This is a genomic window from Carboxylicivirga sp. M1479 (assembly GCF_007097485.1).
Lineage (GTDB): Bacteria > Bacteroidota > Bacteroidia > Bacteroidales > Marinilabiliaceae > Carboxylicivirga.
Genome location: NZ_VKDE01000010.1, coordinates 117,843 through 143,834 on the forward strand (window position 1 = coordinate 117,843; position 25,992 = coordinate 143,834).

Sequence of the window (25,992 nt, forward strand, 5' to 3'; positions counted from 1 at the left end):
GAATGATGTTTATACGAATTCTTAAACTTATTGAGACTCTTATTATTTTTTAATTATCTGCTTTGACACGGCACCATTCTCACCCGAAAGTTGAATTACATAAACTCCTGTTTGAATATTTGGAACCTGTAGTGTTATCTTATTAACATCTCTGGATATTGTTCCGTTTCTCATCACTCTTCCTGACATGTCCACCTGAGTTCGACACTGGGACACCCAAATTAGAAGTTAAACATTGTTGCTAACATTTTTTGTTCTTCAGTGATTAAAATTGTTTTGGATACAATGTGTTGTTGGTTTGGTGTTTTTACCTGTATTGCATAAATGGTTTTGGCAATATCCATTGCTTTTTCTGGGCTCAAATCAGACCCCTTGAGTTTGAGTTGTCTTTCAAGCTCTTTGTAGATTTTATATGCCACAAACGATATACAGATATGAGCTTCAATCCGCCTTTGGATTCGGTGATAAACTGGCCTTATTTTTAAGTCATGTTTTGATATCCTAAAAGCTTTCTCAATTTTCCATAGGTGTGCATAGTTTTCCATAATGTCATTATTTGACATTTTTGTGTTGGTCAGATATCCTTTTAAACCATCCCATTTGCCATCGGAATCAAACTTCTCCAAATCTATTGTCAGGCTGATTTTACCATCCATCTTTAAATATTTGTTGTATCCCCGATTATTAATGTTGGATTTGGTCAATTTTCCTGATTTTATCTTTTTTCAAGTTTGGCAAGCCCTTTCTCTCTGTTGTGTTTATCCTTTTTGGCTCTTTTCTTAGAGTGCGTAACAAGAAGTCTAATGTCGTTATCCTTTATTATTAATTGCTCCTTTGTTTCCGAGTAGTCAAAATTTAATATCTGTGCTTTTATTGAGGTGGTTTCGTTCTTTATCCTTGCTACCAGGATAAACTCATATCCTTTGGAGCAAAGTTCTTGGATATTGTCATTAGTTAGCAGGCCTGAGTCGGCAACTACTACAAGTTTATTGATGCTGTAGCGTTCTTTAAACCCATTGATAACCGGGAGCATCGTGTGACCCTCATATTTGTTGCCTTCGAAAATCTCATATGCGAGTGGGTAACCATCAACACTGACTAAAAGACCGAGCAGTATTTGAGGGTTCTGATGCCTGCCTTCTTTTGAGAAACCAGTCTTTCTTATTTCATCTTCGTTATCTACTTCAAAGTAAAGTGTGGTAACGTCATAAAAAACAACATTAATTTCATTATTCAAGATTTTCAGCGAATGTGCATAGCTGATGTCTTGCACCAACTCTTTTTGACTGCTATGAAGCTTATCTAAATACCGATAGATATGTTGGGGCTCTATTGACAGAAAATGATATTTTGAGAGAAAATCAGTTGTTCTGAGTTTGCTTGCCGGAAAGCACAAACGCGCTATCACAAGTTGTTTGAAAAGTTTATCGTCGATAGTATCAAATCCAATCTCATCAAATATCTTTCCTAACAAAAGAGTGGTTCCGGCCACTGTAATTTGTTCGATGTTATCTAGGATGGTTTCTGTAAGATCCCTTTCGCATGTAAAATCCAGTTCTTTTTGACCAATCTTGTTTTTAATCCAAACTTCACCCTCCATAACAAGATTTTCAACCTCTTCTGGGCTGGAACTACTCCCAATGGTTTTTATCATATTATATTTCCCTGTGTTCTTATCAATGACTTGAACACTGATGACTCCGCTCTTGTTTTTCTTTTTTCTGACAAACACATATTAAATATACCCAAAATTGAGCTGGGACACCCAAAAATGCCTTTTAAAAACAGTTATTCCACTGAATGATTGATGTTTATGATTTTGCTCTCGAAAAAGTGTCGAAGTCAGGAAAAAATATTGCTTGTCAACTTCGCCAATTTTCACATATCCCGAATACCTGTATGTCTTTCCTGCAACAAGTTCTTTTTGTTGATATATCCAACCGGTTTTAGATGATACCCGCACTTTAGCACAGTATTGTCCGCCTTCTGCCAGTTCTGTATTGCTAATTACTGAATTAGTTGGATTCCAATCATTCAAATTTCCTGATTCAAAATTACCATTAGTCAGCAAGTTTTGAGCAGATAATGTTATCGTCCATGAGAAAAATACAATTAATAAAGCAGATAGATTTCTCATTCCTGAATGATGTTTATACGAATTCTTAAACTTATTGAGACTCTTATTATTTTTTAATTATCTGCTTTGACACGGCACCATTCTCACCCGAAAGTTGAATTACATAAACTCCTGTTTGAATATTTGGAACCTGTAGTGTTATCTTATTAACATCTCTGGATATTGTTCCGTTTCTCATCACTCTTCCTGACATGTCCAATAAGCGCCATTCTGAAAACAAATTATTGAGGCTGTAATTAATGTTCAATACATTTTCAACCGGATTAGGGTACACTTTAAAATCGTCTTTAGCAATCAAGTCATAAATACCAACATTCTCCAATTTACCTGTACCAATAGTGAGTGTATCGGAATAGCTGGAATGACCGGCTTCATTAAAGGCCTTTACTCTAAACCAATAGGTATCCTCTGAATTTGTATTCTTAAGCTTGAAAGTAGTGATGTCCTGCCCTGAGGTGTAGATAGGCATAAAAGCATCGTCGACATACTGCTCTACAACAAAGCCATCTTCATCACTTGATAAGTCCAGCCAAATCATTTCAATTTCAGTATCGCTTAATCGACCTCCTTGTACAAATTGTGGCTTATTAGGAGCCTTTGCTTCGATTCTTTGCGTTAAAAGGGATAACTCAGCGCAACTGGCATAGTTGGTTCCATTGTATCCACTTAAACCAACTAATTTAATATACCTGGCTTCTTTACTTTCAGAGAAATAGACTTCTTTTAATGCTGTGCTCCCATTCCAGGTTCCACTACTTACTTTAGTCCAGGTGCTATTATCCGATGAGATATAAAACTCATAATCCTGAATAGTACCATCATTTTTCCCATCCTGGCGTGGCATGTAGGAAAATCCTAAAAAGCTATGCGACGCATTCATGTCAATAACCAGCTCATGAGGATATGGTGGTTGTGCTCCCGACCATTGCGTGAACCAAAATGTTACTGGGTTTCCATCAAATGCGTAAGAGGCCAAATGTGAACCTGCAACATCTTCACTATCTACGCTTACCAATGTCCAGTCAGTTTTAGAAACCTCTCCCGCTGATGGAATATTAACCAATTGATAGTTAGAATAAAAAGATTCATCATCCGTGTTATAGGCCTTAACTCTATATTGACAGCTTCCATTGTCTGGTATATCTGAATCAACAAAGGCTACTTCATTGGCATTAACACGTCCCACTTCTTCGAAGAGTCCATTATTTGTGCGCTCAATAATAAAGCCATCTTCATTATCCGAATTATCTGCCCAGCTTAGTTCAACAGTCTTATTGTTCTTCACTTGCGTCACCAAATTATCAGGATATACTAGCGTTTGATAATTACCATCTACTTTAAAACTTAGCACCCCACTTCCATACGTGGCAAACTTAACTTCATTCTCTTTTTCAATAAATTCAACATCAGTGAAATCAACGTAAGGTACCGATGCATCATTCATCTCGTACCAGATATCGTCATCCACTGAGTACACCCATATTCCTGCATTACCGCAAGCAGCATAGATGTATTTCTCGTCAGCTGACAAATCAAAATCTCTGATTCGATAGACATCAAGGCCATCTACATGTTTTGCAAACGTTTTTCCACCGTCCTTGCTAATCAAAAACACATTACCAACACCGGCATAATAAACAGTTTTCTCATCAATATTGGATGCCTTAATAACATGCTGATTTTTATGGTAGTTGTGTGACTGATCATTGGCCTTAGGCAAAACACCAGAGTAGTTGGATTTAGTAAATGTTTGACCCCCATCCTCTGAATACAAGAAAACACCACTTTTTACTGAAACATACCAACGCTGAGGATTTAATTCGGAATAAGCAAACCCGGTTATATCATAAGCTGTTTCTCTTTTGAAATCAACGTAATGTTTGGTCTCGATAATACTCTGCTGATTTGAATTATACGTTAGTTTCGACAACTTATTGCCATAAGCCAAGTAAACGGCATCTTCTTTTTTATTTGGGGAGGCCACCATGGGTGCAGCCCACCAGTTACCTTTTTCGTGAATAGCAGTTAAACCGGAGCTACCAGCTATAAAATTAGTGCGATGAAAAATAGAACCATAATACATCCATGTCCATACGGAAGCATCTCTATTTCCCAAAGTAACCCTTAAACCATCGGTTGTTTTTACATCCACTGTAGTTGCCTCATTACCGGAGTTAAGAAAACCAACGGTACCCCTGTCCTGGTTAGCTGTAAATGAACTGTTATAATTTTGTCCATGAGCGGCATCGTAACACATTTGTGCAGGCGAAGCATTATTCAATGATATATAATTCGACCAGCTTTCTGGTACATCAGCTACGTAACAACCAAAATCCTTACCTATAAAATGAAAATAACTACCATCGCTTCTTTGGTAAAATTTCATATGATGTACATCCCAGCCTAGGCGATGCCCAAAGTTGCTAAATGACGCACCGTAATTAAGCGATACATTCACATCTAAATATCCTCTGAAAATCATGTTTGGCTTTGTGGGATGAACGGTGCGTACATTCGTATTGCCACTCTCCTGCCCTATCTGCTTTAAAGTCCAATTGGCTCCTTTATCAGAAGTATAGTAGATATGAGTATACTTTGTACCAACATAAAAATGATAGTTCCCATTATGATAGGTTCCAAAAATATGATCCAGACTTACAAAGCTTGTATTCGAGGTGTTTTTTAATGTAAAACCCGACTCGTCAATGGTTTTCTCATAAATACTAACTTTTGAATCAGAATAGTGATAAACAGCCAGAAAAACCGATTCTGAATTATGCACTTTAAACAGCTTTGTATAGTATGTACTCGTATTAAAACTTGTGCCCAACGCACTATACGATTCACCATTATCATCAGATGTAAATACCTGTACTGTACTTGAATTTGTTTTTAATAGCACATGTATTCTATTGCCAGATGATGCTTTTACAATGACCCCTTCATTACTTTTGGCTACAGAAGTTGCTCCGGTCGCGACTTCCCATGTTTTGCCCTCATCATCGCTATATTGCATTCCATAATCTGCTGAACGAATCATGCGAAAGGAGCCATTACTTTTATTCAGACCATCAATGTACGAGGAATTGAAATCGTATTTGTGATTCATTATTTGCCAGCCGTCAGTAGCACTGCCATCAACATTACGATTTATTTTCCAGATATGACCAGCATGGGAGATGGCGTATAGCACATCATTCATCTTATCGTATACTGATCCTTTAATTCGAAATCCATAAGGGCTACCTGCATAAGTTAAAAACCTAAATTGCTCCCAAGAACCTGTAATTTGCCCATTGGCATAAGATGACGTTCCGGATGAACTCTTTAAAGAATTTTCAACCGTTAAAGCTCTTTCTTGATGCCTTTTATTAACACTTTGTTCCTCTGTAGAAACAAGAACCTTTGGTCGTTCTTCAGCTTCTTCTTCATAGATAAGCCCAGAATTATAATGATTTGCTTCTGTTACCCAAAGTTCACTTAAGCAATAGGTGATAAGTGAAAGACAAAAACCAGCTAATAAATATTTGTAGATTTTTTTCATCTGTTTGAATTCGTTTTCATTTGTCAGATGTAACTCGCCAACTTCGTCATCCTCCTAACTGAGATGCAATTATCACGGCTCGTTTCATGTCAAACTTTTTTTAATTTTTCCGCTCTTTTTAATTCATCTTCTCAACCTGCTCGAATTGATAATTTGTTTGGTCTTGCTTCACTTCATGTAGCCACTTGTCAAACTTCATCTGTAACTCTTCAGCTTTACGCGGCAGTAATTCAATTAGGTTATTTTGCTCCCCAATGTCGGTTTTAAGGTTATACAGAGCCAACTTGCCACTATTAATACCAAGTTGAATTTGCGATGTTATTGGTCTCCAATGTGGTTTATAATCTTCGGCATAAACCAGTTTCCAACCATCATCAATAATAGCCCACTGTTTACCAAATTGAAAACAAAGGGGTTCTTTAGCGTTATCTGACGGCATATTTTTAGCGATTGGTTCAATAAGACTACATCCATCAAATTTATAATCGTTATCCATGCTTATCCCAACTGCCTCCAGGCAAGTAGGCATAATATCCATGGCAGAAACACGGTGTTGATACAACCTGTTTTTAGGCAATACCTGAGGCCATGAAATGATAAAAGGCACTCGAATGCCACCTTCATGCATGGTGTATTTTGACCCCGTCAAAGGCAGATTGTTTGCCCCGGTTAAAGGCTCGCCTCCATTATCGGAAATAAGGATAATCATGGTATTATCTAGTATATCCAACTTCTCTAGAGCATCAAGCAATCGACCAATATTATCGTCGAGACAATTTAAGTTGGCTAAATAAAGTTTTCTTTTCCCTTCATCAGTTATATCACCAACTTTTGTATACTTATAATAGTAATCGTTATAAGTCCCCATAGAGGGATCGTAATTGGGTATTTTAGGGGCATCCCATTTTTTTCGATATTCTTCGGGAACCTGATGAATTAATTCATGTACTGCATTATAAGATAAATCAAGAAAAAATGGCTTGTCTTTGTTTTTATCAATAAACTTTAAGGCCTCATCGGTATAAAGGTTTGTGCTATACGTATCTTTAAATCCTACTTTAACTTTATCTCGAAATATTCTGCCAAGAGAAGCACTCTCTCCATAGGGATCAGGCGTAGCTTTTTCAATGTCCTCATCTAATAACCAAAAATCATGAGCATGAGCACTAAAACCTATAAAACTGTCATAACCATGATTGTTTGGAAAATCGCGCATCTCAGGATTATGATAATTTCTACCAAAATCACTTTTTCCTACTTTACCTGTTGTATATCCTTTTTTCTTGAGTAATTCGGCTATAGTTGGAATATTAACAGGTAGCCCTGGTGCCCAGCTCATATCCTCATCCCATCGTTCCTGATACTTTCCTGTGTAGATAGAGGCACGCGATGGACTACAAACTGGCCCAGAAACATAACAATTATCGAACAAAACACCATTTTTGGCAATCCTATCCATATGAGGTGTTTGACACCTGGGCGATACATGTTCATAAGCACTAAGGTCGGCATATCCCTGATCATCAGTTACTATTAAAATAACATTGGGAGGCTGAACAGTAGTCGATTTCGAACTATCAGGGCCATTGCATTGTACTGACAAGATCGCAACTAACGCCAATACAATATGCTTTACACTTGCTTTCATGTGTTTATATTTTGTTTTTTATTGTCACTACTTGTCCCTATTTACCGGGATGGAACTCGCCAAATTAGTCATCATCGTGTGTGTGAAAAAATCTCTCATGGCTCGTTTCATATAATTTTATTATCATTTTAACTTCGGGATAATCAATACCTTCGTAATTAATGGACAAACAATCCTTAGCGCTTCAAAACTAGGGTTGAGACAGACCGTTCGGACACCACTAGTTCATTATTCTTTACATCTACCTTATTGAGGCTATGTGCATTATCTGTAACATACATGTCGATGGTTTTAGCTTTAAATCCATCTAAGCTTATGGCTTTTTCTTGTTCTGTATGATTAATTAAAACCAACGTTATATCTCCACTGGCTAGATCCTTATAGGCAGACACCTGCATATCCGTTGCTTGTTGTTCAAGACTTAGGTCACTTTCAATTTGAGCATCGATACGAACCATGCCTGGTCGAACAAAACGTGAGAAGTTACCTAAGGCCCATAATAACTTTGTTTCCTGGATTTGCCCATCATACATCAAGTCATGATTTAATTGACTCGTATCACTTTTGACCCCATTACCAATTCCATCATCCAAATGAATTAATCCATCTTTGAAATCGAACTGAGATAGTGCGGTCCACCATTCCCACGAGCAGGCATTAGCTATTGTCAAATCGGAATGAATAACACGTGCCACATATAGTGCTGTTGGCATATCTAAATCTCGTCTCCATCCGCCAGTTATCTCAGGGTTCTTCTCCAGAATGCAAAACTCCGTTTGCATGTATCTTAATTTCGGATCAATTTCATTTATTCTTTGCGCTAAACGTTCCCTTGTTTCAACCTGAGTTTTTATTGGCCAGGTTGTGAAGTAAGAATGTGAAGTGATGGCGTATTCCATGTTTTTAAACCCACCAACGTAAAAGGGTGAAGAAGGATTCCAAAAAGCATTTATTTGATCGCCATTGTTGTTGTCACCTTTCTTCTCAAACAGATAATCCAGTTGTCCGGCTTCACCTGGCAAAATTTTCGTTGATAAACCTCTTGAATAAAGTTCCTCTGATAGAAGGCGCATATAATTATATAATTCCTCATTAGTAGCCGGCGTTCCTTCTTGGTTGTTTTTATCCCAGGCCCACTGTGGTTCATTAAAAGGGCTTATATAGTTGAAGTGTACTTGCTCATTCTTATCGAAATAATCCAGTACATCCACAAGGTACCTGGCATAGTCATCGTAATACTCGTCCTTGAGGTTAAAACTCAAGTCACCTTTGCTGGCATGAGCCAAACCGTTTTTTGTATAAAAGACTGGTGGAGAAATTGTATAGGCAGTAAATTCACCAACGCCTCGAGATTTAGCAGCCTTTAAAAACCAGCGCTGTCCTTTATACTTACTCCAGTCATATTGTCCATGCTTATCTAAAAAACACTCCGAACGTCTCCATACATTCTGAATATCTGACGCTTCACCTTGTTCAGCAGAACCGGCTCCTAGATAAAAACGCCAGTTTGATAGACCAATCCCTCTGGGATTGCCAGTCTTATCTATGTCCATACTAAAAAGTAAGTCGGCGATACGATTACGTTTCTCAACAGGCCAGTTTTCTCCAACAAATTGAATTCGCCATGAATCAGATGCACCAAAACTTTGCATGATTTGAAACTGCTTCGATTCATCAACATGGATTTTTACGTCTCCGTTTTTTTGTGTGCAAGATATGCATACTATAAAAACTATTAATAGTACTAAATTCTTCATCCCAACTCAATTAGTGTGATTTTCTTAATTGCCAAAAACAACTACTTTCTTAGTAGACACGGCTTGTCTGTTAAAGCCTGACACCAAATAAGTTCCACTACTTAGTTTATTGGCGCCTATTACAAGTTCCTTCTGCCCTTTTTGAACTATTTTCTTCGCTAATAAGTTACCTGTTAAATCATACAGTCTAATTTCTTCCGGTTGATGCCCTTCGGACAGCCGAATAACAAGTTCTTTAGTGCTAGATTTTAAATGTACCTTAAAATCCAATTCTACAGTATTGTCTGGAACTGAAACATCAGGTGATAAATCGGCGGTATAGGTCACTAGAGATTGAGCAGGAACAACCATGCCATTTATCGTCAAACCAGCGCTTTGTTTAGTAAGATTACAATACGCATTGCTTAGATATAGTTGTTCATTTTCAATCTTTTTATCTCCATTTGCGAAACCTATATTAACCTCTTTTGTAACATCACTAAAATTAGCAGCCACCACCACTAGTTTAGTTTCATCGTCATTGGTATAGACTGAATACATGATATCATTCGCTTCATTATAAATATTGAGATTATCTGAACGCGAATAAGTCAAGCGAGTCATACCTGGGCGAATAAAATGTGAGAAATGTCCCAATGAATAAAACAACTTATTTAAATGGTAAGTACCATCTGAATAATTTAAATTCGTAATTGCCTCAATTAAGCTAAACCGGGTTTCACCTCCATGTTTTCCTTTTTCAAAGGTGGTCCACCATTGCCAACCTGTAACATTGGCCACATTTAAATCAGTCATGATTACACGTGCCAATGATAAAGCACACTCCATTTCGCTAAGCTTATACCCATCCGGATAACCTTGACGATAACCCGTTCCCAGCATAGAATATTCGGTTTGCCATACTTCTGGTACTGTTGTGAGATTCTGAATTTTACTATTCAACTCACTTCTAGTATCAATCAAAGTTGCTCCATAGTCTTTCCAATAACTATGAAAGGATACAATTTTAGCCAATGATGATTTATTATTAAGTGAAAGAGTAGAATTGCTGTTCCAGAAATTATACAGCTGATTATCTGCATGTCCATTTCCTCCGAGATGATGCGATACAGAAGCGGCCTCTGTAATAAACAACTTAGTATCTACTCCCCTTGCATTAAATACATTATCGATAGCTGACACAACATCGTGAATGTCCTGATTCGTCCAGGGAGTACCTTCCTGAGTTACTGTCCCTCCAAAGTTGGAAGGCGACCATGAGAATTGTGGCTCATTCAAAGGACTAATATAGTCAAAAGTGATGCCTTCACTTTTGAAGTGCTCTGAAACATCAGCCAGAAAGTTAGCAAACTTATCAAAATACTCTCTTTTCAAGATGGTAGACATAGAAGCGCCATATTCACGGAAGCCAAGGTTGTTTTTGGTAAAATGTATGGGAGGGCTATTTTGCCAGCCAATGATATCACTAACCTCGTATTCAAGGGCTGCCTTTTTTAAAAACCATTGCTGACCTTGCTGTTTGTTCCAGTCATAGGTTTCTCCATCGGCATTAAGAAAACCTTCTGTTCTCCGATCTTCATTCGAGATTCTACTAGCATCGCCTTGTTCAGCAGTACCTGCTCCAATGTTAAAACGCCAGGCCGATAAACCAATTCCTTTGGGATTACCATCATCATCTTTTTCAGCACTAAATAATAATTCAGCTAACTTCTCTTTCTTTTCTTGTGGCCAGTATTTTCCTATTTTCTCGGTATTCCAGCCATCGGAAGCACCAAAGTTGCGTATTGTTTGCTTCTTATCAGTCAGGTCGAAGCTTAGTTCAACCGCATTACCAACTGGTTCCCAGTCCGTCACTTCATCAATGGGTGCCGGAATCTCTTCCTCCTCAAATAATGCTAGCACTTGGTTATCTACCAGAGCTTTATCAAATATCTTTATTTCATCCAGGCGTGCTGATATGTAGTAGTTGTTAGAGCGGTTTGGGTTTCCTCCCAGATACAAAGTACCATTATCAATCAACCCCGGTGTGCACATTAGTAGTTCACTATTCACTTTTACCCCGTCCAGATAGAGCATAACATGCTTTCCCTCAAAAACAATTGCAATATGCATCCATTTATCTTGCGTTAGTTGGCTGCCACTAACGGCTTTGTATAAGTTATAATCCTTGTTATCACTAATTACCGAACTTAATTGCCCTGCCCATCCATTTTGTGGTGTGAAAAACAAATTATTATTCGTTTTGGCATCATGCAGCTCGAATAATTGATGCCATGACGTTGCATTTTCTTTTTCCCAATAAAAGAAGAATGCGATGGTACAGGTATCGTTATCTAATAATTGCTTATCAAATACCGCATACCCCTTGGATGATGCTGAGAAACGCAATACTGAACCTCGCTGTGAATCTTGATACAGTGCTGTTTGATTGTAAAGCGTAAGATTGGATAAGCCGGTTTCATCAACAACTGTATTATTCGAGAATGAATAATTAACTATTGGCTTAACTGCATCTTGTGCAGTAATGATATTCAGTGGCATAAGGAAAATACCCAGAATCAGGCAGGAGATAAATCGAAGTTGCATAATAATTACTTTAGCTGGATATCAAACCTTTGGTAAGTATAAAAAATAGAAAAAGGAGATCCTTCTTAAAAGAATCTCCTTTAATCAATTGACAGACTATTTAATGATAACTTTCTTGCTTTCAATCATTCCATTTTCACTTTTGGTGCGTACGATATACATCCCTTTCTGAAGTGGAATAGACAAGTTATTGGTTACCGATGTTTCTTTCTTAACTAATACACCTGAGATAGAATAAACATCGCATACAACGATATCCTCAGATGAACGAATATTCAGGTTCTGATTATCTTGCCAGATTACAATGTTATTTTCCTTTGATGCTAAATTTTCAAATGTATCCTGTCCTCTAAAAGCAACTGATGGTGCAACATCTATATACTCCGGAACAATCGTCTTCAGAATAACCGAAAACTCATCGAATACAACCCATCGACCTGCAGGAACAGCATTTCCATCTCCGGCTCCACGTATTCCAAAACGAAGTGTTTCGTCGGTTACCTCACATGTAACAGTGTTCTTAACCAATTCAGTAGATGCAGCCAACAACAGAGACGATTCTACAGCTTCTGATTCGCCGAACAACACAAATAAATCATCCATTTGAGCATTTATCATGGCACTGATTTCATAGGTACCATTGTAAACATCAGTTAAGTACTGGTAGGTTGAGACATAATAATCAGAACCTTTCCACATGGTTACACTTTTTGAACCATCAACGCCTTTAGCACTTATATATGGTACTCCGTCTGCTGCTTCGCTTGTCCAGCCATTTAAATCGTCTTCGAAATCACCATTCTCAATCGAGAAAGTACCCTTCCACTTAATCTCAAACTGGTCGAATACAACCCAATTGCCTGCTGGTATTTCATTATCAGTTCCGGTACCTTTTATACCAAATTGCAGGGTACCATTCGTTACTTCAAGTTCAATAACTCGTTTCGTAATACCACCTTCATTGACTAAAGGTAACTGACTGCTATTTACACCATCTTCTGCAAATAATGCAATGGTTTCAACTCCATTAGTATGGGCATAACAGCTAATCAGGTATTTACCATTCGGAATATTACTGATGGATTGAAAAACCTTCATTTGGTATGCAGCTCCTTTCCATGTAGTGATACTACGGCTACCATCTACTCCTTTATTTTCAGGATAAGCGGCCTCAGGTGTTGGCGATTCTACATTCCAGTCGGTTAAATCATTTTCAAAATCAGCATTCTTAAGAGCAAGTACTGGATCTCCAGCTTCTAAAGCCTTTTTAAAGGCTTTTACAGCATCATCAACTTCAGCTTTCAGCGTATCTAACTCGGGTGTTGAAACGGCTGAATTACTAAAGGCAGTAATAACATCCTCAATAACAAGACGAAGTTCAGCTTTTGCATCCTCAAAATCTGTTGTAGATTCAATCAAGGCTTCGGCTTCTACCAAGACTTCAACCAATGCTTTAGCGCTCGCTATCTTGTTTTTTACACTTTCTATTTCCGAATAGTTTAGATTATCCGCATTTAAAAATAGTTCAGCTTCATCAACAATGGCATTAAATGCATCTTTTACAGCTTGCTTTGCTGCAGAATTAGCAATGAATGAACGTGCATCGGCAATGATAGAATTAAGCCCCAATGCTTCGTTAAACTTTTTAATTGCTTCATCCAGGTAGGGTTGATAAGCCAACATCTCACTTTCGTTACCAAATACTCGTGTTGCCCTTGCTTTTTCAAGTACTTTAAATAATTCTAAGCGTACAGATTCTGACACATTAGGATTATTATCATACAATTCCTGGCCTCGTGTGATCATCTCCAGAAAAAGTTTCATTGGATCAAACTCTTCAAACCTGAATACTTTATTAGCCATGTTATCTGCTGTGATGTCTGCACTTTTAACATCTCTAAAAGCTACATAGCCTTCAGGTTTTAAGTTTAAAGCATCAGCTCCAGGTGTGTAGGGTTGATTGTACAAACCTGCTGGTTTCTCAATCGTTTCCAAAGCATACCAACCGTCACTTACCTCAACGAAGCGATATTGCATTTCCAGTTCAGTAGCTGGATCTCTGTTACTACCCAAATAAGCATGCCAACTCCAAGACATTAAAAATGAATTTTCTGGAACTTCTTCATCATGGTTGATGACACTAAAATACCCTGGGTACATTTCTGTTGCCTGAAAAGACCATAGTTGAGGCATTGAGCCGTCAAAGACATCAGCTACCTGAATTTTTGTTTTCCAATCACCATGAGCACTGTTATTAAATAAAATCTTCTCATTTGTTTCACCATCGTATACTTTGATGATGTACTTTGTTGTTCCATCCGCTTTAAGAGGCACATTTTCTTGTGCAAACGTCGAAAGCGATATAAAAACGGCTATAATAAAACTTAGATATTTCATAATTTCATTTTTTATTATTCATCATAAATCACTACCAACCTGCATTTTGTTCAAGCCCATTATTTACATCCCCTTGTGGAATAGGGTATAAATTCATACGCGTTTCAAAATATCGTTCTTCTAACATTTGCTTTTGGTAATTATATGATCCATCAACACTTTGCGTAACTTCCATTTTGTAAACAGGCTGACTTAGAACTTGTGGAGCAATACCCCAACGGCGTAGGTCCCAGGCCCGCATGTTCTCAAAAGCTAACTCAACATAACGTTCTTCTCTTAGTCGTTCTCTAAACTCACTCTGAGATAAACTATTTAATGGAATCTCAGGCAATCCACCATGACGCACAACTGTCTGGTTCAGAAGCGTTGTTGCAGTCAAATATGATTCTCCTAAATTGGATGGTCCATATAATTCATTCGCTGCTTCTGCCCAAATAAGAACAATATCAGCAAATCTGAATATTGGCCATTCTCTATTTGATACCTGACCTTGTCTCAAGTCTAAAGTTGGATCAAGGTATTTTCTAAGGTAATAACCTGTCTTGGTTCCGTAATCTCTATCCATTCCATCACGACCTCCACGGAAAATTTCAACAATACGCGAAGTGGTGTTTCTTTCATCCCAATGACTGCCATTAACAATTACAGTATGTAATAATCTTTCGTCCCTACTTACATATGGATTGTTTGGATCATAACCAGAACCCGGTTCATCAATCTTCATCCCATTGGCCATGCGATAGGCATCAACCAGATTTTGTGTAGGACAACTACTTCCTACTGTATTAACACCCTCGCAACCTACAGGGAAATTGGCCTTCTCAATATAGTTTATATTCTTTTGGCGATACCCTAAGATAATTTCAGGACTTGTTCCATCGAATTGATCGTAAGGGCCAAATGTGAATACCTTATCAAAAGCAATTTCCTGAGCTAAGTCTAACACTTCTTTCCAATAAGCCATCTGCTCTGCAGAACCTTCTGTTATCGATGTATTATAAGTTGTACTTGCTAATAATAAATTTGTTTTACAGGCAATTGCTTTAACTGCTGTTCCATTAGGTCTTCCCTGATCAGCGCCTTCATCAAGTAAAGGCAGCAATTCATTATCAATCAAATATTCACATTCACTAATTACATATTCTGCACACTCTGTAAAAGATGAACGACCAGCTTCAAACACAGGATTATCAAGGTCTTCCATTATCTGAATTGATTCATCACCAATTAATACAACACCTCCATAGTGCTTAATCAATTCGTAATAAAAAAGTGCTCTTAAAAAACGTGCTTCTGCCTTATATTCATTTAATCTGTTAAGAAAAAGTTCTCTTTGTGAAGGTGTATAAGTTTCATACGTTATTTCATTTGCCTTCTCAAGAAATAAATTTACCTTATAAATGCCATTATAATACTTATTCCAAGCCTGGTTAGTATTCGTAACGGAATTCCAGTTACCTGTATTCATGTTTTGGACACCAGCAGTTGTATTTGAATTTTCTGCCTCATCAGTTGCATTAGCATAGAAAATACCACTACCAAATTCTTCAGGTTTAAAACCATTGGGCATTGTGCTTATTAAATCAACCACATAGCGATCAATGTAAGAGGGGTTGTTCCACATTAAATTATCGTCGATCCCTGTTTCCATTTCCATATCCAAATCCTGACAGCCAGTAAATAGCACGACTATGAAGATTAGAATTGTTGATATCTTAAATTTATAATTCATATCTATCTGATTTAATGCGCTTACTAAAAGTTAATATTAACACCTAGGTAGTAAGTCTTCATAGGAGGATATCCTATCCATGAAAACTCAGGATCAGTATATTTCCAATCACTTAGAGTCAAAATATTCATACCTCTAAAAAAGAATCGAACTTTATCCATTCGAAGACTACTGCTTAAATGTTTTGGCAGCGAATAGCCTAACTCTAAATTACGCAACTTAATAAAGTCGACACTTCGAACCCAGTATGAAGAACTTTGATAGTTATTCATGTTGGTTAAACTTAGACGAGGAAAACCATCTTCCTTAGCGATTTCAGTTACAGCATTTCCTTTAATAAATGGCTGATACATGGCATTATCATTAATCGTAATATCACGATTCAATTGCCCCTGGAACATGGCTTCTAAGTCAAAATTCTTATAATTGAATCCTAATTTAAGCCCTAGATCAACATTGGCCAATCGACTGCCAATCATTGTCATATCTCGTTCATCGATTATATTATCGCCATTTAGATCACGATATTTCAAATCACCCTCAGCTACTGACCCAAAAGTTTGAGTCGGCGATAAAGAAACATCTTCCCCTGCTTCATAATAACCTTCTACCTCATAGCCGTAAATGGCATTATAAGGATCGCCAGTTTTGTTAATATGTGATAAATTGCCTTCGCTTATCGATTCCCCCATCTCTTCGATGCTATTGTCAAAATAAGACAGCATAAAATCGGCATACCAGCTAAAATCGCCAGGTTTAGAAATAAATCCGAGTTTTGTGTCAAAACCTGTATTATGAATCTCTCCAATATTTTCAATAGGTAGTGTTGCTCCGGTAACTGCTGGTCTGCTGTAATCTATATAAAGTACATCAGTACGCTTATCCATAAAGTAATCGAAAGTGAAAGATAATTGCTTGAAGAATTCAAGATCAACACCCATATTAATCTTTTCCGATACTTCCCATTTCGTATCTTCATTCGCCAGTCTTCCGGGCTTCAAACCATACATCATATCCCAATCCTCACCAATCGGAAATGAACCACCCCCTGTATAAAATTGATAATATGGATATCGTCCACTAGCATATCTGTTTAAGCCAGTAATACCATATGATGCTCTTAATTTACCATAGGAAAGCAGTTTAGAATCTTCTAAGAAACTCTCGTCAGAGAATACCCAACCAGCTGATGCTGATGGAAAAAAGCCATAACGCTTACCTTCTGCATATTGGTCTGATCCATAATAACTAGCAGCAACTTCAAAAAGGTATTTATTGTTATAAGAATAGCTTAAGCGGCCTCCTACACTATTGGTCACATAGGGAGTCAAATCAGTATTTGCTTTAGATTCCTTATCACTCTGGAATCGAGTCATAAAGGTCAAATCGTGTCCATTGGCAGTAGGCATTTCATATAAAACCTGAGCGTCAAAAACAGTAAAACGTGTACTTGCAGCGTTGCTCCAGTTATTATATTCTGTATTTTCCCTATAAGTGTAATACTGATAATTATCATCGTATCCTGGTGCAATTTGCTTCACTTGAAAGTATCGCCATGTACCATCAGAGTTATTGGCACTATGATCTAATACATATCCAATACTGGCAGATAATCCTTTGGTGATAAAATCAAAATCCTGTGTCAACTTAAAACTTGCATTCAAATACTGATCTACAACTTTATTACGCCCTGATGTTTCAAGCATTGCAACTGGGTTGTTTAATAGTAGAGAAGTACCTCCATAGCTACCATCCGGATTTTTAATATTAAATGCATTTGGCGGCAATGTGTACATGGCATTCCATATTTCAGATGTACTATTGGCAGGATAGCCTTTATTATCGAAACTTCCCGCTAAATCCATCGAAAACACGGTGTTCTTAGTTACCTGCAAATCAAAATTAGATCGAACATTAAATCGAGTCATATTGGCATTTGAATTCATATCCGGATTCTCCGGCTTGTAGATACCATCATTATATAAAAAACCAAAATTGACGAAATATTTGATAAAATTAGATCCTCCTCTTATTCCAAGGTTTGCTTTTGAAACATTTGTCAGCTTCTTCACCACTTCATCTTCCCAATTAACATCAGGAAAGCGAGGACTTGTACCTGCAGCTGCAATATCATCTGTTGTGTACTTAGCTGGCAAACCATCGTTAAGGGCTGCCTGGTTATACATGGTCATATAATCCTTGGCACCAAGTACATTAACGGTTTCGTATGGCATCTGAACACCCGACTGAAGTGAAAAAGATATCTGCGTCTTCTGTTCAATTCCTCGTTTAGTTGTAACTACAATGGCACCATTAGCTCCTTTCATACCGTAAATTGCCAAAGCTGCTCCATCTTTTAGTACTGAAATGGATTCCACTTCTTCAGGATTAATAAACGACAAATCACGTTCATATCCATCCACAATAATCAATGGATTAACTGATGCTCCTCTAATTCGTAACCATGGCAAATCTTTACCAGGTTCACCACTTGCCTGAATGACAAATAAGCCCGGTAATCTTCCATATAGTGAATTACCAAGGTTTGTTGCAGAACTTTTTTCTAATTCTTCGCCACTCACCGTCGATATTGAAGATGTAACCTCACCAAAGCTTTGTTTTCCGAATGCGATACTGACCTCTTGGTCTATTATTTTTGAATTTACATTCAAGCTGTCTGTTTGCGCCCATCCACACATACTTATGGCAAACAACATTAAGAATGAAAAGTAAATTATATTATATTTTCTCATCATATTTACATTTAAGCATTAACTAATAATGTTTACCAACCTGGGTTTTGATATAACCCTTCTGTATTATTCACCCAACTACTATGGAAAGGATGGAAGTACATTTTTTCATTGAAAATTCGACTAAAATTAATGTCGATACGTGATACAGCGCCATTATTAATTATTATACCCCCCATATTAGTGGTCAAATCGTCTCCTTCTTTCCAGCGTCGTAAATCGAAATAACGTTGCGCCTCTAGGAATAATTCCACTTTACGTTCATATTTAATCGCATTATGGAACTTTTCTTTATCACTTGCGCCCTTATAGTTTGCAGCATCATAATCTGGCATACCAGAACGGCTCCTAACTTCATTTAAGTAAAAGATGGCATCACCTGTTGGAGCACCATTATATTCGCTCAAAGACTCTGCATATAATAAGTATAAATCAGCTAATCGAAGTATTGGGTGAACTGGTCTGTAGGTAATAGATGGACTTTCACCTAGTGCTTCATTCACAAATTTTCGAGCCATGAAACTGGTTTTAAACTCAGAATGATCACCATGTGTGCGATCTGGCACAGTAGGGTCGGCATCAAAATTAATTAACTTATTGTTATAGTTCTCTCCGAATTTTGAGCCATGATATACGACATTCTGATAAAATCTGGTGTCGCGATTTAAATGATAATCCTGATCAGTATAACCTGCATCCATCCCAGCTTGTGAGATAATTGGTTGCATTGGGTCATTATTATCATAACCATCAATCGGAAATGCTCCATTACTTAATTGGTAGGCATCAATATGCTGAATGGTTGGCTGATACATGACGTCAGTTCTGTTATACCAACCAATACCGTATGGCCAGTTCATCATATTATGACAGTATTTCCAACCACCTTCACTATTAGCAGATTCAAAAGTCTGATAAAGAATGTGTTCATCTGTTAAGCTAATAGCTAAATCGTAGATATTCTTTTCTTCACCTGAACCTTGATAAAGGCCATAGCCTGCTGCATGTGCTGCATCAATAGCTTCTTTACATGCATCTGCAGCACGCTTCCATCTTTCATTGCTAAATGAACCATACCCTAATACTTCCGGATGTTCGTAACCTGATGCATAGTTTGGTATTTCACCATTATACAATGGACTCGCTGCATAAACTAATATTTTTGCTTTTAAAGTTTTTGCTGCAACACTTGTAAAACGTCCTTGCCATCGATCTTCCCATCGTGCAGGTAGTAGCTCCGCTGCAATATCCAAATGAACAACCATACTATCAACAAAATCAGAAAAACTTGGTCTTGGGATTGCCTCCTCACCACCTTCTAAACGTTGATGAATCCAAGGCACACTACCCCATAATTTCATACCTTTAAAATACTGGTAACTCAAGTGGGCATGCGCTTCTCCAAGCATTTTATCGACATAAGCATCATCCTCTTCAGAGACTGTTGGAATCGTTGACGCTTTTTCAATAAAGGTATTGGCACTTCGCACAGCAAGATACATCCAATCTAAACCATACATCTGACCAGATGATGAGTTTACCGCACCACTTATATAAGTTTTACTTTTTCCTAATCCTTTGTGTGATGGATACAAATCATCACCAATTTCAGACCAACTAGCATATGCTTGTGGGTTATCCCACCAGTTTAAGGCGATATTATCAGCTCCAAAAAAGTCATCGTGGTAAAGATAAAAGATGGTTTGTTGAGCATTACTTGTTGAAACAAAAACGGTATCGATTGTAATATCTGAACCAGCAGGTTTCTCAAGAAAATCACCTTCGCAAGCTCCAAATACTGTCGCCAAAACAAGTACGAACCCAACGATCTTAAAATATTTTATCATATCATTTTTCATATCAGATTCAATTAACTGTTAAAATTGTACACTAACACCAACATTAAAGATTCGAGAGCTTGGGTAGCGTAATTGTCCATTTGTTGTTTCCGGATCGATGTATTTTATATCAGTAAACGTTAACAGATTCAATCCATTAGCATATATTCTTAGGTTATCAAGTCCAATACTTTTAACAAACTGATTGTTTTTATCAAACGTATAACCAATCTCTAAACTCTTAACCCTTAAATAGGTCGCATCCTGATACCAATATGTTCCATTAAAACTCCAGTTATCATTTGTTTGAACCAAACGAGGATAGTTGATTGTTTCACCAGCTTCATACTTTTCAGGAGTATATCTTTCTAAAACATAGTCCATGATAGAACCTTTGGTTGGATTTGGACTGTAGTTGGTACGTGAGTTTATCGAATAATTGGTAGCACCTTGCAGCAATACAGAAAAAGATATATTCTTAATTTGAATGCCTGCATTAAGGGCAAAAGTTGACTCAGGAAAATTGACCATATCAATGTACCCTGCATCTAAATCATTTATAACACCATCATTATTTCTATCAATAAATTTTAAATCACCAGCCGACACATCGTTTCCTGCACTAAAAATTTCATATGCCTGATAAGCTCCTTCATTTGCTCCAGGATTTAATTCACTGTAACGCTCCCATAATTCTTGCTTATAAGCATTTGCTTCCTCAGCAGTTCTAAAGTAGTCTTCTTGCTGGTAACCCCATATCTCACCAACTCGTCTGCCTGTTTTTGCGCGATAATCAAACTCTTGTTCTGGCTCATCCATTTCAATAATCTCATTTCGGGCAAAGGAATAATTCATATTAACCCAGTAGCGACCATTATTTATTGGCTTGTTCCAACCCAACTCAACTTCATACCCTTTATTTTTAACTCTACCCAGGTTTAATGCTAAAGCTCCAGTTTGCTGATAAACCGGTACCACTCTCTGATTTATTAAGATATCCTGGCGATCTTCTGTAAAATAATCAGCTTTAAGACTAATCAATCCTTCTAGGAAGGAAAGGTTAATTCCATAGTTTGTTTTTATTGCCTTTTCCCATGTAACATTAGGGTTACCAGCAGCCCCTTGATAAGCAACAGGGTATTTTTGAACCTCTCCTGGTATTCCAAAATTAATTCCAAGATCTCTCCATCCTCTGTAATTATATACATCCATGTTGTATTTATCAGGAAGATATAAGAAACGTTGACTCATTTTATCATTTCCTACTGTACCATATGAGAATCGGAACTTACCATAGCTCAAAATCTTTTCACCGATTAGATTCTTCAAGAACGATTCCTCAGTAAATGTCCATCCTGCAGAATAAGCAGGAAAAAAACCAAAACGTTCTCCTTCTGCAAAATTCTCGGAACCATTATAACCAAGGTTATAGTCGACCATATACTTATTCTTATAGTTATAAGCTACACGCCCAACCATTCCAAGATATGCTCGAGGAATTTCATTCCAATACGATTGAGAAAAATGAGATTTTTCAGCATTAAATAAAGCAAGACCAGTGAATGAATGGTCATTATTAAATGTTCGTTTATAATTCAATGCTGCTTCATAGTACTCTTTTCTTGATTTGCCTTGACTTGTTGAATTATATGGCAAGACATCTTCATTACTTTGGTAAAATTCAACCGAACCATCATCTTGTAAATAAGGTTTCCAAACTGGTATTTTCTTAGGATCCTTGCTTCTATTAATATAGTTCCTAAAATAACTGATTAAAGACGCTGTACCTTTAAAAGATAATCCCTCAGTAATAAAATTTAACTTTTGCTCCAATATAAGACTGTAATCTGCGGTATTTTGCATTTCAATATTATATCCTCTTACATCGCTATTTAATAATACTGAGTTGGCGTTATCCTGCAGCATCACTACTTTTCCTTCATGCATATATCCATCCCATGGTGAAGAGTGGTTTAGCATATTCCAATAATATGATTGTGATGGTTCAGAACCTCCCTGACCTAAACCAACATTCCTGTTATAACTACCTCCAATATTAATTTTTGCTAACGTTGTCTTACTAATGCTAACGTCCATATTGGTTCTATAATTATAACGCTCATAACTGGTTGTTTCATCAACATTTGGATTTAGATTTTCAAACAAACCACCCTGTTGAAAATAACCTAACGAAGCAAAATATTTTACTCTATCTGTTCCTCCATTAATTGTAAAGTTATACTGCTGCTGCGTTGCATTATCTTTAAACATTAAATCCTCGTAATTTGTACTTGGATAAAAATATTCATCTCCAGCTTGCACAGGAGATCCATCTACAACTCCTTTGTAACGTTCTCTTAAAGCCTGAGGATAAGGTGCTGATGGATCTGTTGAGTTTGCAGCAAAACCAAGGTATTCATTGGCTAAGGCAGTCTGTTCATAACTATTAATTAAATCGTAATTAACTGTTGGTTGAACGAGTGCAACATTAGCTTTAAAGTTAATTTTCGCTGGTCCTAATTTACCACGTTTTGTCGTTACTAGAATCACTCCATTTGCCCCTCTTACACCAAACACTGCCGTTGATGATGCGTCCTTTAAAATAGACAAAGATTCTATTTCGTTTGGATCTAAATAATTTAAAGCTAATTGATCCCTTTCAATACCATCTATAAGAATTAACGGGTTTGAACCAGCTCCTGCATCCAAGGTTCCAATACCACGTATTTTAATGGTTGGAGCATCCTTTCCTGGTCGCCCACCTGCTTGATTTGTTATCAAACCTGGCAATCGTCCTGCCAACGCCTGAGTAACCGTACTAACAGGCTGTGCCACAATATCTTTTGATGAAACCGTTGACATAGCACCCGTTACAGTCTCTTTCTTTTGAGTACCATAACCAATAACCACTACCTCATCCAAATCCTCGGTATCCTCTAGCATAACGATATCATATACCGAAACATCATCTAAGACAACAATTTCTTGTGTCTCAAATCCTATATAAGAGATCACAATTGTACCTTGAGCAGGCACATCTAAACTATAATTACCGTTAATATCGGTGATTGTTCCAGTTGAAGTACCTTTAATTACTATACTAACACCTGGTAAAGGGGCATTCGTTTTATCAACTATTACACCCTTAATTCTTTCAACCTGCTGACCTACATTCCCTGATGTACTCTCGATACTCGCTGCATTCGTTGTCACAGCACCAAAAAAGAGTAAAATCAGGAGTAACACTTTTATAGGTATTATACCTATACAGTCTAGATTTTTCCAATTCCTAGATTTCATATGATTTAGTTTAAATTAACTTTTACACACTTTAGTTAACATTACAAAACTATCCTAACAGAAAGCTATTTCAAATGGATATTTAATGCTAAATATGGACTATTTAATTATTTAAGTTAACTGAACTCAAATAAAAGAAAGTTCTTTATCTATTGGTATGCAGATATAATTCCTTAATATTTTGTAAAAGAAGTGTTTTAAATTGGAACATCTAGTATTCAAAATTAAAAAGCCTAAATATTGTTTCAAATATTACAATACAAGCTAGTAGCCCTTATTATTAAAGACAATTTACTATTTGTAAGAAAAAGATGAATATTAGTTAAAAATCAGTAACCTGGGCTACGTAATATGCTCCAAACACGTTAATTACCTTGCTATTTCCTAAGACTTATATCCAAAATACATGAGTGATAAAACAAAAAAACAAGATTGAAATGAAACACAAATAGACTTTTAACTTATAAAGTATAAGAATCTATTGCAAATTCTATGTGGCTTATAAGGGCAAATGAAGGAGGAATAATTATCTATTCAGTAAAGTATTTTTCCGAACAAATTAACTCTTGCCCATTTGTTAAACATGGGATAGATATGTTCAAACATAATCATTTCGATAGAAATAAATGAAATGAAAACAAAGGACATTTAGCCCTCACCAATGTTTATAGTTTAGATTACTCAAAGCATTCTATTACTAAAATATAGTTGCTCAAAACCAACAATATTCTTTACCTTTGTTTGTAGTCAATTATATCAAAAGTGACCAATGTGTGACCACTTAAATTTGACAGTTATAACTTACTGAAAATATAAGCGTTGCGTGGACAGAGAAAGTCCCGCCTCGGGTACCAATCTAGAGTCATCTAGAACCAAAAGCGTTTAAAACGAAAGTTTTAAACGCTTCTTTTTTGTTATAGCAATCTTCAATTAAAGTGCCTCTACAAAAATACTCTCATCCCTTCTGTATATTGTTAGAGCATCCAATACAAACTTTCAAATAATAATTCAATTCTATAAAAGATTATTTCGGGAACTTCCAAAACCAATGACTGGATGCTGACTAATCTTGTTTTTTCTATATAATATTCGGGCAACCTTTTTTTGTTTCACAATAAGTCATGGTTTATCCCAATGTATATTATAATTTTAAGGCCTATTAAAAAACCGGAAATGAACTGTTATGTCAAAAATTGAATCATTAAATCTAATAGGTAGCACCCCAATGGTGCATTTAAAAACACTTGATCCCAAACCGGGTGTGGAGATACATGCAAAACTCGAATACATGAATCCTACGGGAAGTATGAAAGACCGAATTATTGCATATATGATTCAGAAAGGTATTGAGGAAGGGAAAATCAATAAGAACACAACAATTGTTGAGGGAAGTTCCGGTAATACTGGCGCCTCAGTTGCAATGATTGCTTCAACTATGGGACTGAAATCAATTATTTTTGTTCCTGATAAATGCAGTGAAGAGAAGATAGCAATAATTAAATCATACGGTGCGGAAGTTATTGTAAAACCTGAGCTGACATACGGAAAATTCCCTGCAATAAAGGCCAGTGAAAGTGAAGACTACTATCACATTGATCAATATAACAACATTTACAACCCTGAAGCCCATTATATGACCTTAGGAAAGGAGATATGGGATGATATGAATGGGGAGATTGATGCATTTGTGGCTTCAGCATCTACAGGCGGTACATTATCAGGCGTTGCGAAACGATTAAAAGAGAATAATCCTAATATAAAAGCTATTCTGGCAGATCCGGAAGGCTCTGTTTACAAACCGTACTTGGAGGGCAAAGAAGATTACATGTCCTATATTAAGTCATTTCATGTAGAAGGAGCTGGAAAAACTAAGCTCTGTGCAACCATGAATTGTGACATAGTAGATGAAACAATTGCATTTAATGATGAGAAAGCTATAGCTATGGTACATCGTCTTGCACGCGAGGAAGGCCTGATGGCAGGTGGTTCAAGTGGAGGTAATGTTTGGGCTGCTCTGGAAGTTGCAAAAAGAATGGAAGCTCCTGCGAAAATTGTAACTGTTTTGCCTGATAGTGGTTTTAAATATCTGAGCAAAATTTTCAATCCACAGTGGTTAAATGAGGTGGGCCTTGGCCATATTGTTAAGTAACTTACCATAACTTCATCATATATTCTTCCACGTTATAATATTTCATAGAATTGATTGACTTTTCATAAATGATGCAAAATCAATCAATTCTATGTTGACATCGTTACTTTTTTCCTGAACCTAGTTTATTGTTAGGTTAATCCTGGATTTG

14 protein-coding genes are annotated in these 25,992 nt (G+C 36.9%); 1 reads left to right on the forward strand and 13 read right to left on the reverse strand.

Going from position 1 to position 25,992, the window contains the following annotated elements; translation table 11 throughout:
- Positions 1-42: 42 nt before the first annotated feature.
- The 13 genes from FNN09_RS08090 to FNN09_RS08145 form a co-directional block, all read right to left on the reverse strand.
- On the reverse strand, positions 43-189 hold the full coding sequence (locus FNN09_RS08090; RefSeq protein ID WP_143301313.1) for a T9SS type A sorting domain-containing protein: 147 nt from the start codon (positions 187-189) through the stop codon (positions 43-45).
- A gap of 32 nt (positions 190-221) precedes the next feature.
- Positions 222-656: a transposase gene (locus tag FNN09_RS21340; protein WP_221932456.1), complete on the reverse strand. Its 435-nt coding sequence runs from the start codon at positions 654-656 to the stop codon at positions 222-224.
- 59 nt (positions 657-715) lie between these two features.
- On the reverse strand, positions 716-1,654 hold the full coding sequence (locus FNN09_RS21345) for an IS1634 family transposase (RefSeq protein WP_221932457.1): 939 nt from the start codon (positions 1,652-1,654) through the stop codon (positions 716-718).
- An 81-nt stretch (positions 1,655-1,735) separates the two neighbouring features.
- A complete protein-coding gene (locus tag FNN09_RS08100; RefSeq protein ID WP_143301315.1) occupies positions 1,736-2,137 on the reverse strand; it encodes a carbohydrate binding domain-containing protein in 402 nt (133 codons plus the stop codon).
- A 46-nt stretch (positions 2,138-2,183) separates the two neighbouring features.
- Positions 2,184-5,681: a discoidin domain-containing protein gene (locus tag FNN09_RS08105; protein WP_143301317.1), complete on the reverse strand. Its 3,498-nt coding sequence runs from the start codon at positions 5,679-5,681 to the stop codon at positions 2,184-2,186.
- 118 nt (positions 5,682-5,799) lie between these two features.
- Positions 5,800-7,329 (reverse strand): sulfatase, encoded by a 1,530-nt coding sequence (locus tag FNN09_RS08110; RefSeq protein WP_143301319.1) that lies wholly within the window; start codon positions 7,327-7,329, stop codon positions 5,800-5,802.
- Between the two features lie 176 nt (positions 7,330-7,505).
- On the reverse strand, positions 7,506-9,086 hold the full coding sequence (locus tag FNN09_RS08115; RefSeq protein ID WP_143301321.1) for a glycoside hydrolase: 1,581 nt from the start codon (positions 9,084-9,086) through the stop codon (positions 7,506-7,508).
- Between the two features lie 24 nt (positions 9,087-9,110).
- Positions 9,111-11,672, reverse strand: coding sequence for a glycoside hydrolase (locus FNN09_RS08120; protein WP_143301323.1), 2,562 nt, complete (start codon positions 11,670-11,672; stop codon positions 9,111-9,113).
- 96 nt (positions 11,673-11,768) lie between these two features.
- Positions 11,769-14,069 (reverse strand): T9SS type A sorting domain-containing protein, encoded by a 2,301-nt coding sequence (locus FNN09_RS08125; protein ID WP_143301325.1) that lies wholly within the window; start codon positions 14,067-14,069, stop codon positions 11,769-11,771.
- Between the two features lie 31 nt (positions 14,070-14,100).
- A complete protein-coding gene (locus tag FNN09_RS08130; RefSeq protein ID WP_143301327.1) occupies positions 14,101-15,801 on the reverse strand; it encodes a RagB/SusD family nutrient uptake outer membrane protein in 1,701 nt (566 codons plus the stop codon).
- Between the two features lie 23 nt (positions 15,802-15,824).
- A complete protein-coding gene (locus tag FNN09_RS08135; RefSeq protein WP_185968934.1) occupies positions 15,825-18,554 on the reverse strand; it encodes a SusC/RagA family TonB-linked outer membrane protein in 2,730 nt (909 codons plus the stop codon).
- A 32-nt stretch (positions 18,555-18,586) separates the two neighbouring features.
- Positions 18,587-20,413 (reverse strand): RagB/SusD family nutrient uptake outer membrane protein, encoded by a 1,827-nt coding sequence (locus FNN09_RS08140; protein ID WP_143301331.1) that lies wholly within the window; start codon positions 20,411-20,413, stop codon positions 18,587-18,589.
- 18 nt (positions 20,414-20,431) lie between these two features.
- The gene (locus FNN09_RS08145; protein ID WP_143301333.1) at positions 20,432-23,692 is read right to left on the reverse strand and encodes a TonB-dependent receptor; all 3,261 of its coding nucleotides are present in this window, start codon (positions 23,690-23,692) and stop codon (positions 20,432-20,434) included.
- A 1,183-nt stretch (positions 23,693-24,875) separates the two neighbouring features.
- On the opposite strand from FNN09_RS08145, the gene FNN09_RS08150 reads away from it, so the two are divergent.
- Positions 24,876-25,841: a PLP-dependent cysteine synthase family protein gene (locus tag FNN09_RS08150; protein WP_143301335.1), complete on the forward strand. Its 966-nt coding sequence runs from the start codon at positions 24,876-24,878 to the stop codon at positions 25,839-25,841.
- Positions 25,842-25,992: the final 151 nt, after the last annotated feature.

What these genes read in the sequence shown, in the direction of transcription:
- FNN09_RS08105 (WP_143301317.1), bottom strand. Translation starts at nt 5,681, where the DNA reads ATGAAAAAAATCTACAAATATTTATTAGCTGGTTTTTGTCTTTCACTT.
- FNN09_RS08130 (WP_143301327.1), bottom strand. Translation starts at nt 15,801, where the DNA reads ATGAATTATAAATTTAAGATATCAACAATTCTAATCTTCATAGTCGTG.
- FNN09_RS08140 (WP_143301331.1), bottom strand. Translation starts at nt 20,413, where the DNA reads ATGAAAAATGATATGATAAAATATTTTAAGATCGTTGGGTTCGTACTT.
- FNN09_RS08120 (WP_143301323.1), bottom strand. Translation starts at nt 11,672, where the DNA reads ATGCAACTTCGATTTATCTCCTGCCTGATTCTGGGTATTTTCCTTATG.
- FNN09_RS08100 (WP_143301315.1), bottom strand. Translation starts at nt 2,137, where the DNA reads ATGAGAAATCTATCTGCTTTATTAATTGTATTTTTCTCATGGACGATA.
- FNN09_RS08115 (WP_143301321.1), bottom strand. Translation starts at nt 9,086, where the DNA reads ATGAAGAATTTAGTACTATTAATAGTTTTTATAGTATGCATATCTTGC.
- FNN09_RS08135 (WP_185968934.1), bottom strand. Translation starts at nt 18,554, where the DNA reads ATGAGAAAATATAATATAATTTACTTTTCATTCTTAATGTTGTTTGCC.
- FNN09_RS21345 (WP_221932457.1), bottom strand. Translation starts at nt 1,654, where the DNA reads ATGATAAAAACCATTGGGAGTAGTTCCAGCCCAGAAGAGGTTGAAAAT.
- FNN09_RS08125 (WP_143301325.1), bottom strand. Translation starts at nt 14,069, where the DNA reads ATGAAATATCTAAGTTTTATTATAGCCGTTTTTATATCGCTTTCGACG.
- FNN09_RS08145 (WP_143301333.1), bottom strand. Translation starts at nt 23,692, where the DNA reads ATGAAATCTAGGAATTGGAAAAATCTAGACTGTATAGGTATAATACCT.
- FNN09_RS08090 (WP_143301313.1), bottom strand. Translation starts at nt 189, where the DNA reads ATGTCAGGAAGAGTGATGAGAAACGGAACAATATCCAGAGATGTTAAT.
- FNN09_RS21340 (WP_221932456.1), bottom strand. Translation starts at nt 656, where the DNA reads ATGGATGGTAAAATCAGCCTGACAATAGATTTGGAGAAGTTTGATTCC.
- FNN09_RS08110 (WP_143301319.1), bottom strand. Translation starts at nt 7,329, where the DNA reads ATGAAAGCAAGTGTAAAGCATATTGTATTGGCGTTAGTTGCGATCTTG.
- FNN09_RS08150 (WP_143301335.1), top strand. Translation starts at nt 24,876, where the DNA reads ATGTCAAAAATTGAATCATTAAATCTAATAGGTAGCACCCCAATGGTG.